Source organism: Amycolatopsis sp. CFH S0740, from assembly GCF_004522315.1.
Taxonomy (GTDB): Bacteria; Actinomycetota; Actinomycetes; order Mycobacteriales; family Pseudonocardiaceae; genus Amycolatopsis; species Amycolatopsis nivea.
The window spans coordinates 134,725-151,226 of the sequence record NZ_SDLS01000019.1 but is presented as its reverse complement, the minus strand read 5'-3'; the positions used below and the strand labels follow the sequence as shown (position 1 = coordinate 151,226).

At 70.9% G+C, this 16,502-nt stretch carries 7 protein-coding genes; all 7 read left to right on the top strand.

Annotated elements, in window-relative coordinates; all coding sequences use genetic code 11:
- Positions 1-23 precede the first annotated feature (23 nt).
- The 7 genes from EIZ45_RS28700 to EIZ45_RS28670 are packed head-to-tail and all read left to right on the top strand — an operon-like array spanning position 24 to position 16,483.
- Positions 24-575, top strand: a complete 552-nt coding sequence (locus tag EIZ45_RS28700; RefSeq protein WP_037812616.1) for a WXG100 family type VII secretion target — start codon at positions 24-26, stop codon at positions 573-575.
- Between the two features lie 45 nt (positions 576-620).
- Positions 621-5,054 (top strand): hypothetical protein, encoded by a 4,434-nt coding sequence (locus EIZ45_RS46515; protein WP_134736085.1) that lies wholly within the window; start codon positions 621-623, stop codon positions 5,052-5,054.
- Positions 5,051-9,064, top strand: a complete 4,014-nt coding sequence (gene eccCa / locus EIZ45_RS28690; protein ID WP_134666743.1) for a type VII secretion protein EccCa — start codon at positions 5,051-5,053, stop codon at positions 9,062-9,064. The genes EIZ45_RS46515 and eccCa overlap by 4 nt, the downstream gene beginning before the upstream one ends.
- Entirely contained in the window at positions 9,061-10,446 is a 1,386-nt protein-coding gene (eccD, locus tag EIZ45_RS28685) for a type VII secretion integral membrane protein EccD (RefSeq protein ID WP_134666745.1), read from the top strand. The genes eccCa and eccD overlap by 4 nt, the downstream gene beginning before the upstream one ends.
- A 16-nt stretch (positions 10,447-10,462) precedes the next feature.
- Positions 10,463-10,696: a type VII secretion protein EccB gene (locus EIZ45_RS28680; protein ID WP_037812626.1), complete on the top strand. Its 234-nt coding sequence runs from the start codon at positions 10,463-10,465 to the stop codon at positions 10,694-10,696.
- Between the two features lie 17 nt (positions 10,697-10,713).
- On the top strand, positions 10,714-13,176 hold the full coding sequence (locus EIZ45_RS28675; RefSeq protein ID WP_205670131.1) for a hypothetical protein: 2,463 nt from the start codon (positions 10,714-10,716) through the stop codon (positions 13,174-13,176).
- 19 nt (positions 13,177-13,195) lie between these two features.
- Entirely contained in the window at positions 13,196-16,483 is a 3,288-nt protein-coding gene (locus EIZ45_RS28670; protein WP_134666748.1) for a right-handed parallel beta-helix repeat-containing protein, read from the top strand.
- Positions 16,484-16,502: the final 19 nt, after the last annotated feature.

Genomic DNA, 16,502 nt, shown 5'->3' with positions numbered 1-16,502 from the left:
ACCAGAAAGGAGGGTGAACGGCCATGGTCGCGCCAGGTGACACGAACTACGGGATGAACAACGATTCGCACACCCATCAGAAGACCTCGGACGACGGGAAGTTCCACAGTCCGGGCGACCAGACCCCGCCGGACGTGAAGAACGAGTGGATCCCGCCGGGCGACGTCGGCAAGCCGCCGCCGGTGCCGGGCGGTTCCGAGCATCCGGGCCGGGGCGTCACCGCGGTCAACACCGAGGCGATGCGCACGTTCGCGAAGAACATGCAGGCGCTCGCGGACGGGCCGCTGAAGGACCTGCCGGCGAAACTCGACGGCATCCAGCTCAAGCCCGGCGTGTTCCTGACGGCGCAGAGCAAGATCTTCACGCCGATCCAGGGCACGAACGCGCTGCGGGACACCACCCGCACGGCGATCCACGACCTCTGCAAGGCGCTCGACGAGGTCGCGGACGCGGTGAACAAGGCCTCGAAGGCGTACGACAACGCCGACGAGGTCAACAAGATGTCCGCCGACGACTACAACCAGTACTTCAACACCGTCAGCGGGCACATCACCGGCGCCGGTCAGAAACCCTGACCGGACGGGCGGCGGTCTCTCCGGGTTCGAAGCGATCGAGGGAAGATGGCGGACGACAACAACACCCACGGGTTCACCTCGGACGACAACGGGGTCTGGCCCGACACCACGCAGACCGGCAACCAGAACACCACTGGTGACCCGTCGAAGGATTTCGACGGCCTGACGTGGAAGCAGATCGAAGCGGCGATCCTCGGCGGCGGTTCGCTGTCGGGCGGCCAGGACAACCGGGACAAGGCCTACGGCAACGTCAACTGGCAGTCGCTTCAGGACGCGGCCGGGGTGTTTCAGGAGACGCAGCAGAACCTCGCGATGGTCGCTCAGTCCATTCAGGACCAGACCGCCGCCCTCGCCGGACCCGACGGTCCGTGGAAGGGCGACGCCGCGACGAAGTTCAAAGACATGATGACCGCGCTGGGCAACAAGTTCTCCGATCTGGCCGACCGGATCGGCGACGGCGGCGGGTCGAACAACGTGCCGACGAACCTCGTCAATTCCGCGGCCTATCTCAAGTGGGCGCAGGACACGATCCGCTACATCGACAGCTATTACGCCAGCCAGGTCCTCGCCCAGGGCAGCAAGTACCACCTCAGCGACGGGCGCGCGTACATCTCGCAGTTCCCCGAGGCCGTCGAGATGATGACCAACGACATGCGCAAGGTGGGCGGGCAGCTCGCGCAGAAGTACAACACCGTGCACGTCAACGCGGGCAAGACGACCCCGCCGCCGACCCCCGGCGGCGGTGACGTCAACACGCCCAAGCCTCCCCCGCCACCGCCTGCTCCGCCGCCACCGCCCACACCGCCGCCGCCTCCGCCGCCGGTGACTCCTCCTCCTCCCCCGCCGCCGGCTTCTCCGCCGCCGCCTCCGGTGACGCAGCCGCCGCCGACCCCGAAACCGCCGCCGGTGTCCCCGCCGCCGGGCGGTGGCAACGGCACTCCACCGCCGCCGGTGAACAAGGCCGCGATTCCGCCGCCGCCGAACGGCGTGAACGGTCCTGGCGGGAGCAATGTGCCGCCGCCGATCAAGAACGCGATGGTGCCGCCTCCGCCCGGGGACGTGAACGGTCCCGGCGGGAACAACGTGCCGCCGCCGATCAAGAACGCGATGGTGCCGCCTCCGCCCGGGGACGTGAACGGTCCCGGCGGGAACAACGTGCCGCCGCCGATCAAGAACGCGATGGTGCCGCCTCCGCCCGGGGACGTGAACGGTCCCGGCGGGAACAACGTGCCGCCGCCGATCAAGAACGCGATGGTGCCGCCTCCGCCCGGCGACCTCAACGGTCCCGGGGGCAACGGCACGCCGCCGCCGGTGAACGCTGCCTCCATTCCGCCGCCGCCCAACGGGGTCGGCGGGAACAACGTGAAGCAGCCGTCGGTCAAGCCGCCGGCCATTCCCGCGCCGCCGGGCGATTCGACGGGAGGGAACAACCTCAAGTCGCCGTCGATCCCGCCGCCGCCCGGGGCCTCGGGCAACAACCTGGGCGGGAACGTCAATCCGCCTTCGATCCCGGCTCCGCCGGGCAGCTCGGGCGGGTCGGGGCATGTGAACCCGCCTTCGATCCCCGCTCCGCCGGGCAGTTCCGGCGGATCCGGGCACGTGAACCCGCCTTCGATCCCCGCTCCGCCGGGCAGTTCCGGCGGATCCGGGCACGTGAACCCGCCTTCGATCCCCGCTCCGCCGGGCAGTTCCGGCGGATCCGGGCACGTGAACCCGCCTTCGATCCCCGCTCCGCCGGGCAGTTCCGGCGGATCCGGGCACGTGAACCCGCCTTCGATCCCCGCTCCGCCGGGCAGTTCCGGCGGATCCGGGCACGTGAACCCGCCTTCGATCCCCGCTCCGCCGGGCGATGCCGGCGGCAACCTGGCGAACAACGCGCTCAACCCGGCGCATCTGCCGCCGGGCCTCAACACCCCGCCGGGCAACCAGACGCCGGGCGGCAGCGGCATCCCGATGATGCCGCCGGGCGGCATGGGCGGCGGCGGTGGGCTGAACCCGCCGTCGGCGGAACGTCCGGACTCGTCCGGGCTGCTCGGCAACATCAAGAAACCGTGGGTGAGCCCTCCCCCGGACGGCATCGGCAACCCCGACGCACACGGCGACACCCCGCCGCTCAGCTCGGCCAAGTGGGCTCCGCCTCCTGGCGCGAGCGGAGGCGTCGGCGGACCCAGCACCAACGGTCTCGGCGGCCCCGGCGATGGCGTCGGCGGCCCTGGCGACTCCGGTCCGGGCGCGATCAAGGGCCTCGGCGAGAGCGATCTGCCGAAGATCCCGGACCCGGTCGGCAACCACGAGCAGGTCCCCGGCGGCGGAACCCCGCCGATGATCCCGCCGGGCGGCATGGGCGGCGGCAGCGGCTTGAACACGCCCTCCGCCGAACGTCCGGACTCGTCTGGATTGCTCGGCAACATCAAGAAACCGTGGGTAGGCGCTCCCCCGGACGGGATCGGCAACCCCGACGCGCACGGCGACACGCCGCCGCTCAGCTCGGCCGAATGGGCCCCGCCACCTGCCGCCGTCGGCGGCCCGGGCGGCGGAGCACCGGGCGTCAACGGTCTGGGCGGCGAGGAACCGACTGGGCCCGGAGTGAAGGGGCTCGGCGAGAGCGATCTGCCGAAGATGCCGGATCCGGTCGGCAACCACGAGCAGCAGCTTCCGGCTTCGGGAACGCCACCGATGGTCCCGCCGGGCGGCATGGGCGGCGGCAGCGGACTGAACACGCCCTCCGCCGAACGCCCGGATTCGTCTGGGCTGCTCGGCAACATCAAGAAACCGTGGGTAAGCGCTCCGCCAGAGGGCATCGGCAACCCCGACGCACACGGCGACACCCCACCGCTCAGCTCAGCCGAATGGGCCCCGCCGCCAGCCGCCATCGGCGGTCCCGGCGGCGAGGAACCGGCCGGGCCGGGAGTGAAGGGCCTCGGCGAAAGCAACCTGCCGAAGATGCCCGACTCCGTCAGCAACCACGAGCAGGCTTCCGGCGGCGGAACACCGCCGATGGTGCCGCCGGGCGGCGGCAGCGGTTTGAACACGCCCGCCGCGGAACGTCCGGATTCGGCTGGACTGCTCGGCAACGTGCAGGAGCCGTGGACGGCCGATCTGCCCGGCGGCGTCGGCGATCCGAGCGGCTTCGGGGAGACCCCGCCGAGCGAAGCGGCGGACTGGGCGAAGAACCAGGAGCCTCAAGGGCCTGGCATGCCGATGGTCCCGCCGGGCGGTGCCGGTGGCGGAGCGAACACGCCTGCCGCCGAACGACCCGACTCCGCCGGGATGCTCGGTGACGTCCAAGAACCGTGGGCAGCAAGCACGCCGGTGGGCATCGGAAATCCGAGTGCGCAAGGCGAAACCCTGCCCAGCGTCTCAGCCAGCTGGGCAAACGACCGGCAACCCGGCGGCGTCGGGAACGCCAGCGCCCCGAGCACCTCAGCCGACTGGGCAAACAACCGGCAACCCGGCGGCATCGGGAACCCCGGTGCCCCAAGCACCTCAGCCGACTGGGCGAACGACCGGCAACCCCGCGGCGTCGGCAATCCCAGCGCCTCGAGCACGGCCGACTGGGCGAAGCAAGCCCAAGGACCGGGCATGCCGATGGTCCCGCCCGGCAATGCGGGCAGCGGAGCGAACACGCCCGCCGCCGAACGACCCGACTCCGCCGGGCTCCTCGGCGACGTCCGGCAACCCTGGACGCCAGCCACACCGGTCGGCATCGGAAACCCCGGCGCACAAGGCGAAACCCCGCCCAGCACCGCAACCAGCTGGGCAAACGACCAGCAATCCGCCACACCCGTCGGCATCGGGAATCCCAGCGCCCCAAGCACCTCCGCCAACTGGGCAAACAACTGGCAACCCGGCGGCGTCGGGAACCCCAGCGCCCCGAGCACCACAGCCGACGGGGCGAACCAAACCCCGGGAGCCGCCATCCCGATAGTCCCGCTGAACACCCCAGGCAACAGCACAAAGCCCCCAGCCGAACGTCCCGACGCGGCCGAAATGCTGAGCGAGGCCCGGCAATCCTGGCTTCCTCAGTCCACTGTGGACACACCCGCGAACACCGGCTGGGGAACCGCAGCATCCCCCGAAGACGAGAGCGTGCGGATTGCCGTGGTCCAACCCCTCGACCACGAGGACATCTCCGCCTGGGACGTAGGCACCGCCGACTTCCTCCCCGCTCTCCTGCCGGTCACCACGCCAGCGGAGGACCGGGCTGAGGAGATCACCACCGACCACGTCCAGCGCTCCGACGAACCGTGGCGGCCCGACGAAGCGCTCGGCACCTACCAGCGGGTCCGCGGCGGACCGGCCGAAATCCTGCCTGACGAGCTGCCCACCTGCGGCGACGCACCAGAACCCCTGGAGCCCGAAGCCGACGAGGCGGACGAAGAGACCGAGGAAGAAGAGGAACGCACCATGGCCGACCTGCTCCGGCAGGACGATTCAGCCTGGGGCAGGCACCGCAGCTCTCCGGGGGTGCTCGAATGAGCACGGAAACCGTCAAGCGGGGCCCGCGCGCGGCGGGTCCGGAAATGCCCGAAGGACAGGAAGAACTGCAGGAACCGCCCGTCATGGCGGAACCGGCGGCGCGCGATTTCAACTCGCTGCTGATGATGCTGCCGATGGCCATCGGGTCGCTGGTGATGGTGCTGGCGTTCTCCGGGGTCGCGGGCAGTTCGCCGTTCACCTACGTGATCGGCGGCGGCATGGGCGTGTCCATGATCGCGATGAGCCTCGGACAGCTGTCCCGCGCGGCCGCCGAGCGCAAGCGCAAAATGCAGGCCGAGCGGCGGGACTACCTGCGCTACATCGGGCAGGTCCGCGAGCGGGCCCGTTCGACCGCCGAGGACCAGCGGCACGCGGTGGCCTGGAACAACCCGTCCCCGGACTCGCTGTGGTCGCTCGCGATGGGGCCGCGGCTGTGGGAGCGCCGGATCAGCCACGAGGACTTCGCGCGGGTGCGGATCGGGCTCGGCACGCAGCAGTCGGCGCTCGAACTCGTGCCGCCGGTGACCAAGCCGATCGAGGACCTCGAACCGCTGTCGGCGATCTCGCTGCGCCGGTTCACCGAGACCTACCGCACGTTGTCGGGCATTCCGACCGCGGTGGGGCTGCGCAGCTTCACCAGCGTCGAGTTCGACGGCGATCCGGACGCGGCCGTCGGGCTGGTCCGGGCGATGCTCGCGCAGCTGGTCGCCTTCCACTCGCCGGACGAACTGCGGCTCGCGGTGCTCACCACGGAGGCCGCGCAGGCGCAGTGGGACTGGGTGAAGTGGTTGCCGCACAACAACCATCCGACTCTGCGCGACGCGGCGGGCCCGCTCCGGCTCCTCGCCGCCGACCACGACGAGCTGATGGATCTCCTCGGCCCGGACGTCGCCGACCGCGACGACCACGACAAGACCGTCGGGCCGACGACGACCGAACCGTTCGTGGTGGTCGTCGCGCACCTGGCGACGATCCCGGAGTCCTCGCGGCTGGTCGGCGCGGGACTGCGCAACGTCGTGCTGCTCGACGTCACCGGCACGCTCCCGGGCGGCCCCAAGGTCCTGCGGCTGACCACCAAGGACGATCTGGTCGAGTTCCCGGCGGGCAGCGGCGTCGGTTCGGCGACCCGCGACGAGCTGTCGGTGACCCAGGTCGAGGGCCTCGCCCGGCTGCTCGCCCCGAAAAGGACCAGCGGCACCCTCGAGATCGCCGACCAGCCGCTGGAAAGCGATTTCGGCCTGACCGCGCTGCTCGGCATCAAGGACGTGCACACCTTCGACATCCCGGGCCAGTGGCGGCCGAGGTCGGCGCAGCGGGCCCGGATGTCGGTGCCGATCGGCGTGACCGAGGACGGCGAGATCGTCGAGCTGGACCTGAAGGAATCCGCGCAGGGCGGGATGGGCCCGCACGGGATGCTGATCGGCGCGACCGGTTCGGGCAAGTCGGAGCTGCTGCGCACGCTCGTGCTCGGGCTGGCCGCGACGCATTCGTCGGAGATCCTCAACTTCGTGCTCGTCGACTTCAAGGGCGGCGCGACGTTCCTCGGCATGGACCGGCTGCCGCACACCTCGGCGACGATCACCAACCTCGCCGACGAACTGCCGCTGGTCGACCGCATGCAGGACTCGCTCAACGGCGAAATGGTGCGGCGGCAGGAACAACTGCGCGCGAGCGGCTACCCGTCGCTGTACGAATACGAAAAGGCGCGCGCGGCCGGCGAACAGCTGGCCCCGATGCCGACGCTGTTCCTGGTGGTCGACGAGTTCTCCGAACTGCTGAGCGCCAAGCCGGAGTTCATGGAGCTGTTCGTCTCGGTCGGACGGCTGGGCCGCAGCCTCGGCGTGCACCTGCTGCTCGCCTCGCAGCGGCTGGACGAGGGCCGCATCCACCGCGTCGAAGGCCACCTGTCGTACCGGATCGCGCTGCGCACCTTCTCCTCGATGGAGTCCCGCAGCGTGATCGGTGCGGGCAGCGCCTACGAGCTGCCGCCGGAACCAGGCAACGGCTACCTGAAGATCGACACCACGAACCTGGTGCGGTTCAAGGCCGCTTACGTCTCCGGTCCGGTCCCCGCGGGCAACGGCGAAACGCACGTGGACGCCGCGCGCGTGAGCCGCGAGGTCGTCCCGTTCCGCACCGAGGCCCGGCCCGCCAAGCTGATCATCCGCGACGACGAACCGGAACCGGCCGAGAAACAGTCCGATGTGGACGCTCTCGAGGCCGCCGTGCCGGGCGGGCCGACGCTCGCCGACGCGTTCATCGACCGGCTGACCGGCGCGGGCCCGGCGGCGCGCCAGGTGTGGCTGCCGCCGCTGGCCGAATCGCCGAGCCTGGACTCGCTGCTGCCGAGCGTCACGCCGGACCCGGTGCGCGGCATGGCCGTCGCCGACCCGGCGCACTGGGGCAAGCTCCGGGTGCCGATGGGGATGATCGACCGGCCGTTCGAGCAGGTCCGCGAACTGCTGACGGCGGACCTGTCGTCGGCGGCCGGGCACGTCGCGGTGGTCGGCGGGCCGAAGACCGGCAAGTCGACGCTGCTGCGCACGCTCGTGCTGGCGCTGGCGATGACGCACACCCCGCAGGAGGTCCAGTTCTACGGGCTGGACTTCGGCGGCGGCGGGATCATGTCGCTGTCCGGGCTGCCGCACGTCGGTTCGGTCGCCACCCGCCTCGAACGCGACCGCGTCGTCCGGACCATCGAGGAAATCTCGCAGGTCATGGAAGGCCGCGAGACGCTGTTCTCCGAGCACGGCATCGAATCCATGGACGCTTACCGCGCGTTGCGCCGCAAGGGCCAGATCGAGGATCCGTTCGGCGACGTGTTCCTGGTGGTCGACGGCTGGTACAGCCTCAAGAACGACTACAGCGACCTGGAACAGAAGATCGGCGAGCTGGCCTCGCGCGGCCTGTCCTTCGGCGTGCACGTGGTGATCGGCGCGACCCGCTGGTCGGAGATCCGCCCGTACCTGCGCGACCTGCTGCAGACGCGGTTCGAGCTGCGGCTCGGCGATCCGATGGAGTCGGAAATCGGCTCGCGCAAGGCGAAAACGGTGCCGAACCAGCCCGGTCGCGGCCTGACCCCGGACGGACTCCATTTCCTGGCCGGGCTGCCGCGGATGGACGGCAGCGGGAACACCGACGACCTCGCCGCAGCGGCCAAGGCGGTCGCCGAGGAGGTCCACCTGTTCTGGCCGGGCGCGCCGGCCCCGGCGGTGCGGCTGCTGCCCGCGAAACTGCCGATGGCCCAGCTGCCCGCGCCGGACGGCGACCTGCGGATCGCGCTCGGCCAGGACGAGCAGCGGCTGCTGCCGGTGTGGCACGATTTCGCGGCCACTCCGCACCTGCTTGCCTTCGGCGACAACGAAACCGGCAAGACCAACCTGCTGCGGGTCGTCCTGCGGTCGGTCCTCACGCGCTACTCGCCGAGCGAGGCGAAGATCGTGCTGGCCGACCCGAGCCGCCAGCTCGACGCCGAAGTGCCCGAGGCCTACCGCGTCGGGTACGCGACCACCACCGAGGCACTGCAGGAATTGGCGCAGCAGGCCAGCGTTTCGCTCACTCCGCGGGTGCCGGACCAGACCATCACCGCGGACCGGCTCAAGCGCCGCGACTGGTGGACCGGTCCCCGGTTGTTCTTCGTGGTCGACGACTACCAACTGCTGACCAGCGGCATGGGCTCGCCGCTGGAACCGCTGTTGTCCTTGCTGTCGCAGGGTTCCTACATCGGGTTCCACCTGATCCTCAGCCGCAGCACCTCGGGCGCGATGCGGGCGCTGAGCGATTCGGTGGTCCGCCGGATCTGGGAGCTCGGCAGCCCGGGCGTGGTGTTCTCCTACCCCAAGGAGGAGGGCAAATTCCTCGGCGAGGCGGCGCCGCGCCCGCTGCCCGCCGGACGCGCGCAGCTGGTCACCCGCCGCGGCGTGAAGCTCGTGCAGACCGCGATCGCGGAAGAAGAACGGACCGGCGAGGGCTGGTCCCCGCTCGCGACGACCGAAGGAGGCGTGCGATGACCGCGTCGACCGGCGAACTGTGCCGGATCACCGTGTACGGGCCGCAGGGCAGGGCGGATCTGGCGGTGCCGATGTCCGTCCCGCTGACCAGCCTGCTGCCGGTGCTGCTGGAGCACACCGGCGGCCGCGACGACCTCGGCGAGGCCTGGGTGCTGCAGCGGCTCGGCGAGGAACCGCTCGACGCGTCCGGCACGCCGGAGTCGCTGGACTGGAAGGAGGGCGAGGAATTCCACCTGCGCCCTCGCGCGGATCCGTTGCCGGAACTGGACTTCGACGACATCGCGGACGGCATGGCCACCGCGGTGAGCCGCCATCCCGGCCGCTGGCGCCCGGAATTCAACCGCGGCCTGTTCCTCGGGTTCGCGATCTTCTCCCTCGTCGTGCTGGCCAAAGTGCTGCTTTACCCGGGTTCGTCCGGGCTGAGCGCGATCGGCGGCGGCGTGGTGTCGCTCGGGCTGCTCGTCGCGGCCGTGGCGACCGGGGTGCGTTCGGACGACAAGGCGCTGCTGGCCCTGCTCGGGCTCGGCGGGTGCGGGTTCGCGTTCCTCGCGGGCGCGGTCGCGGTGGCCGGGCTCGAGCCGGCGTTCGACCTCCAAGGCACGCCGGTCCTGACCGGCTGCCTGGCCTTCGCGCTGGCCGGCGGTCTGGTGCTCGGCGGACGGGCCGCCTGGTCGCACGCCATCCCGTTCGTGCCGTTCGGCGCGGTGGTCGCGACCGGGCTCGCCGGGGCGATCTCGCTGTGGCTGCACCTCGGCGCCGGGTTCACCACCGAGCAGGCGGCCGGGCTGGTGTCGTTCGTGCTGGTCGGGCTCATGGTGTTCGCGCCGCGGATCGGCATCCGGTTCGCGCGCATCCGCGGTCCGCAGCTGCCGCGTTCGGCCGGCGAACTGCAGTACGACATCGAGCCGATGCCGGCTGCGCAGATGGCGCGCCAGACCGGGTACGCCGACGGCTACCTCACCATCGCCTGCCTCGCCGCCACCGCCGTTTTCGTCGGCTGCTTCCCGTTCCTGGTCGGCCACGGGCTGTTCCCGGCCCTTCTCGGCGGTCTGGTGTCGGCGGCGGTGCTGATGCGGTCGCGGGCGCTGCTCGGCGTGTGGCAGCGGGTTCCGCTCGCCGTCGCCGGCGCGATCGGCCTGGTGCTGCTCGGGCTGGCGCTGATCCAGCCGCTGCCCGCGCAGTGGCGGGGCGCCTGCCTCGCCGGGCTGTGCCTGGTGTTCTTCCTGCTCCTGCTGGCGATGCTGCGCCCGCCGCCGCGGCGGCTGCTGCCGATCTGGGGGCATCTGGCGAACTGGCTGGAAACGCTGAGCGCGGTGGCGATGATCCCGATCCTGCTGCAGCTTTTCGGCGTCTACGCGTGGGCCGTCGGGCTCACCGAATAAGCGAAGGAGAGGTGCCATGGTGCAGACGCAGAAGGACCACGTCGAGGCGTATTCGTTCCTGATCGGGCGGATGACGTCGGCGCTGGTGCTCGGCGACGCGAGCCACCTCGACGTGCCCGCTCGGAGGGCCTGGGTGGGCCTGCTGGTCGGGCTCGTCCTCGGACTGCTGATCGCGGTCGGGTTCTTCGTGTACGGGCTGATCGCGCACCACACCGGCGGGGCGGCGCCCGCCGTCGGCCGCCGAGCCTGAGCGGAAGGAGGACAGCCATGGAACTCTCGCTGATCCGGCGCGACGACGGCGCTTTGGAGAAGAAGACCGTGGGCAACGCCCTGGTCGTGCACCTCGCCGAGGGGATGACCGGCGAGGCGCAGTCGCTCGCGCTCGGCGTCGCCGCCGATCCCGACCACGACCTGGTGGTCGTGGACCTGCCGGTGGATTCGCCGATCACGATGTGGGAATCGGTCGCCAAGGCGCTCCCCCGGCGCCGCCGCGGCGTGCGGCTGGTGATCGGCGGCCGTTCGCGCGAGACCACCGCGCTGGCCGGGCAGTGGCTGGCCGAGCGGATCAACCGCCCGGTGCTCGCGCCGGACGGGTCGGTGATCCCGAGCGCGGGCGGCGCGCTGTTCGTCCACGCCGGGCGCGGCGGCGGCTGGGTGCGCTTCCGGCCGGGCCGTCCGCCGACGTGGGAGGCGAAGCGGTTCCCGCGTCCGGCCTGGGATTCCGGGATCGCCGCCGAGCTGACCCCGACGAGTTCGCGCGGCGTCGCCGAACCGCTGCCGGGCGGCTTGTGGGTCCGTCCGGTCGGCTTCGACGCGCCCCAGCGGCACCACCGCCGCGCGCTGATCTCCCGGATGCCCGCCCAGCACGACACCATGACGATCGTGCTGGGCTGCCCCGGCTGTCCGCCGCTGGCGCTGGACGACGCGGCCCGGCTGTGGGTGCAGCTGCCGGAGAAGGTGCGGGCCAAGGCGCGGTTCGTCCAGTACGGCCCGATGCAGGTGCCCGGCGAGGCCGCGATCGGGCAGGCGCTGGCCGATCTGCTCGGCAAGCCGGTCGCGTTCTACGCGGGCGTGCCGGTCGGTTCGCCGCAGCTGCCGACCCTGCGGACGGTGCTGTACGACGGACGGCTCGGCTGGCGTCCGTTCACCACCGAACTCGGCTACGAACCGGGTTCGGATTCCGTCTTGCCTGAGCTGCTGTCGCACCGTCCGCCGATCCACGGGCTCGACCAGGTCTCTCCGGCGGTGTACTGGTACTCGCCGGACGCGGTGGTCGAGGTCGTGCAGTCCGGGCTGCTGGTGCGTCCGCCGCAGGGCGGTCCTTCGTCGGCCGCGATCCGCGAGATCGGCCTCGATGCCGCAGTGCACAATCTGACCTTTGACGCGGCGGACGAGGGCTCGGCGTCGCGGATGCGGTTGCTGGCGGAGGATTTGCTGGCGCGGCTGGACGAGCAGACTCGCCGGATGAGCCGGGTGCTGCCTGCTGCCGCGCTGCTTGCGGAGCGTGCGCGGCCGCGGGTGGTGGCGCGGGCGTTGGACGCGATCGAGTCCGGGCATCCGGTGCCGGTGGTGGCTGCGCCTGCTCCGGCGGCTTATCTGCCTGCGGCTCCGGCGGCGTTGGGGATTGCCGCGCCGACGGAGGTTCCCGGGGCGATCGCTGCTCCGGTTGCTCCCGTTGCTGCTCCGGTCGCTCCGGTCGCTGCTCCGGCGGAAACGCCCGCCGAGCCCCCGGTCAAGGTCTCCGCCGCTCCTCCGGCCGCGAAGCCGCTCACGCACCTCGCCCCGGCCGACGTCGCACCGGCCAAGCCCGTCGAACCACCGGTCGACAAGCCCTCGATTCCGGCGTCCACTTCGGACCAGCCGGAACCTCCGGCCAAAGCGGAGCCCGCGCCGAAACCGGCGAAAGCCCCGGCAGAGCTGCGTTTCCAGGAAACCCCCGGTGCGGAATCGACAGCGTTGCTGCCCAAACGCGGTGCCGACAAGGAACGCCAGTGGCTCCGTAAATCGCTCGGCGCGGAATACGGCCTGATGTCGAACACCGTCGCGCGGATCCTGTCCGAGCACCCGGGTTTCCAAGGCGTGCTGTCGACGTCGTCCTCGGCCGAGGTGCTGACCGACGCGGTAGCCGTGCAGCTTTACCTGTCCCCCAAGGGATCGACGATCGACGCGGGGCTGCGGCGCGGCGCGAACGGCCCGCACGTCCCGGTCGCCCGGTGCGTCGTGGCGGGGCTGAGCAGGCTGCCCTCGCACCGCGGACCGGCGACCTTCGCCACCGAGCTGCCGCCGTCCGCGTGGCCGCTGCTGGACGGGCGGAAAGTGCTGACCGAATGGGGTTTCCTCAACGCGCTGACCCAGCCGTCGTCCACAGTGGACGGGGAGACGGACGTGCTGGTGTGGTCGATCACCGGACGGCGCACCAAATTGCTGGAACCGAGCGAGGGCGGCGTCGAAAACCGCGTGCTGTTCGTGCCTGGGACCAGCTTCAAGGTGCTGGAAACGCGCAAACCGGCCGCCGGTGCGCGCGGCGCGGTGCTGCTGCGGGAGCTGACCGCGAGCGAGATCGACGAGACCGGACGGGTGGCGAACGACCGGGCTTCGCTGGACGAGCTGGCCATGAATTCGCTCCGGCAGACGGTGCAGACGTGGGCGGAAGCGGGCGAGGACCTGGTCCGGACCGTGATGGACGAGCAGGCCGCGGAGCGGTTCGGGGCGCTCCCGGGCCTGGCGTGAGTGCGGAGAGGCGGAGACGATGAACCGACAGCTGCTCGTGGTCGGCGGCGACCGGCCGGGTGCCTTCGGAACCATCGGCGCGGCGCTGGCGCAGGCGCAGCCGGGGGCGACGATCAGCGTGCACCCCGGCCGGTACGAGGAAAACCTCGTGGTGGACCGGATGGTGTCGCTGGTGGCCGAACAGGGCGCGGGCACCGTGGAAATCGTGGCGAACACCGGGAGCGTGCTCGTCGCGAACGCCGAGGCGGTGCAGCTCAGCGGGTTCGTCCTCACCGGCGTCGACGACCAGCTGGTCACGGTGGACGTCGTGCGCGGCGAGGCGGCGCTGGACGGCTGCCGGCTGTCCGGGACCTCGTGGGCGACGCTGCTGGCGCGGTTGGAGGGTTCGCTCGCGCTGCGCGGCTGCACGGTGACGAGCACCGGCGGTGCCGGGGTCGTGGTCGCGTCGCCGGCGCAATCGGCCATTGAGGACACTGAGATCGTCGACGCCGCGTCGTCCGGCGTTGTGGTGGCCGAGACCGGCTCGGTGCTGCTGCGCCGCTGCGTGGTGCGGGGCGCGGCGGGCAACGGGGTGTGCGTCAACGGCGAGGCGGTCGCGATTGTCGAGCAGTGCGAAATCGTCGGCGCGCAGAAGCCGGCGATGGTCGTGGAGCAGCAAGGACGCGCGACGATCACCGGGCTCACCGTGCGGGACAGCGCGAATGTCGACCTGTACGTGACCAGCAAGGGCCGGGTTTCCGTTGCGTCGTCGCAGTTCCGTTCGGCGCCGATGCAGGCCGCGCACATCGCCGCGTCCGCCGAGCCGTTACTGCGCGAATGCGTGTTCGCCGGGGCAGGTGCGAACGCGGTGCAGGCCACCGGAGCTGCCGCGCCGCAGTTCGTGGACTGCACTTTTGAAGGCTCGCCGGTCACGATCCTGGTCGACGATCAGGCACGGCCGCGGTTCGAACGCGCGACCGTGCGGGGCTCGACGCACACTGCGATGTCGGTCAGCGCCGACGCCGCGGTGACCGTCGGCGGGCTGCGGATGACTCCGGACAGCGGCGTCGGGATCATCCTTTCCGGACAGTCCACCTTGGACCTCGCGGACGCCTCCATCGACACCGGCCGGGAAACCGGGGTGCAGGTCACCGAGGACGCCCGGCTGACCGTGGCCGACCTTCGAGTCGATTCGACCTCCGACAAGGCGGTCTCGTTCGCTAGCGGCGCGCCGTCCTCGGCGAAGTCGGTGCAGGTGCGCGGCGGCGGTCTGCACCTTGGCGGTACTGCGGAAATCTCCTTGCAGGATTGCGAGATCATCGATTCCACTGGGGACGGAATCACCGTCGGTACGACGCTGACCGCTTCCCGCTGCCGGGTGCGCAATGCGCGCGGCAACGGCGTGTACGTCGCTGCTCAGGCGTCGTTCACCGAGTGCGAGATCCTCGGCGCGGGCGAGGACGGCTTCCACGTGGAAACCACCGAGCCGGTCAGCATCCGCGATTGCGTGGTCAACGACGCGTCGGGCGAACTCGTGAGCGGCGAGCACGCGGATGTGGACAACCTGAGCACCGATTCCGCCCGGACCGCGGAGCCGGTGCCCGCTGGTCCGCCGAGCGACTTCGCGACCGCCGACCAGACCGTGAGCGAGGCCGCCGGAGAGGTGCTCGAAGGCCCGTTGGGCGATCTGGAGGCGCTGGTCGGGCTCGCCGGGGTGAAGAAGGAAGTCACCGGCCTGATCAACCTGATCAAGATGTCGCAGATGCGCGAGCGGATGGGCCTGCCGATGCCGCCGATGTCGCGGCATCTGGTGTTCGCGGGACCGCCCGGCACCGGCAAAACGACCGTCGCCCGGCTGTACGGCACGGTGCTCGCCGAACTCGGGATCCTGTCGAAGGGGCACATGATCGAGGTGGCCCGCCAGGACCTGGTCGGCCAGTACATCGGGTCCACCGCGATCAAGACGACCGAGGTCGTCGAGAAGGCCGTCGGCGGGGTGCTGTTCATCGACGAGGCGTACACGCTGAGCGCGCCGACCGGCGGTTCCGGTCCGGACTTCGGGCAGGAAGCCATCGACGCGCTGATGAAGATCATGGAGGACCAGCGCGATTCGCTGGTGGTGATCGTCGCGGGCTATTCCGAGCAGATGGAACAGTTCCTGCAGTCGAACCCCGGTCTCGCTTCGCGGTTCACGCGCACCATCGAATTCCCGAACTACAGCGTCGACGAACTGGTCACCATCACGACCGGCCTGACCCGCAAGCACTACTACGAAATGACCGACGACGCGCTCGCCGCGCTGCGCGAGTATTTCGAACGGGTGCCGAAGAACTCGACATTCGGCAACGGTCGCGTCGCGCGCAAGCTGTTCGAGGCGATGGTGAACAACCAGGCGTCGCGACTGGCGCTTTATCCGCCGTCCAAAGACATCGAGCTGAACCGCCTCACCGCCGACGATCTTCAGGCCGAGCTGGCGCAACTTCCTTCCGCCGCGAAGTCAGCGGTTTCGGTCACTGCTGATCCCGCCGCCGCGGTTTCGACCAGCGCGGGCTGGAAACGCCTCAGCGGCTTGGTCGGCCAGAAATCGGTGCGAGAGAACGCCGAACGGCTGCTGCTCAAACTCGGCAGGCTCACCCACGAACGGCAACCGTTCGGCCACCAGGCCAACCTGGTGATCAGCGGCAAACGCGGCACCGGACGGTCGGAGTACGCGAAACTGTACGCGCAAATCCTCTCCGAATTCGGCATGGCTCCGATGGGCCAGCTGGTGCACCGCAACCTCGCCGAAGAGCTTTCCCCGCAATGGCCCGGCCAAGCCGAACACCTCGTCCGGGCCGCCGTGGAGGACGCTTCCGGCGGCACCCTGGTCGTCGACCTGGACGGCGATTGGGACACCTCGCCGCACACCCCCGGCATCGAAGCCCTGGAAGCACTGTCCGAAATGATCGCCCGCCGCCCCGCCGATCCGGTCGTGGTGTTCACCGGCGAAAGCGACCGCGTCGGCGAACTGCTCGCGCAACTGCCCACCCTGCGCGACGCGTTGCCGTACGGCTGGCAACTCGGCGAGTACACAGTGGACGAACTCGCCGAGATCGCCGTGCGGTTGCTGGTCCGCCGCGGCCACGAGGTCCCCGACGACGTCCGCGACGCCCTCGCCCACGAGTTGTCCGCCGCGTCCGACCACACCGCCTACGCCGCGCACGAACTGGCCCGCACGCTGTCGGCCGCCGCCGCGTCGCGCACGCTCGCCGCCGCCGACCTGCGCGGCATCCGCCCGCCCGACACCGGCGCCATGGCCCTCGGGCCCGGCCTCGCCTCGGTCGGCTGACCCCTCGGGAGGAGACCCG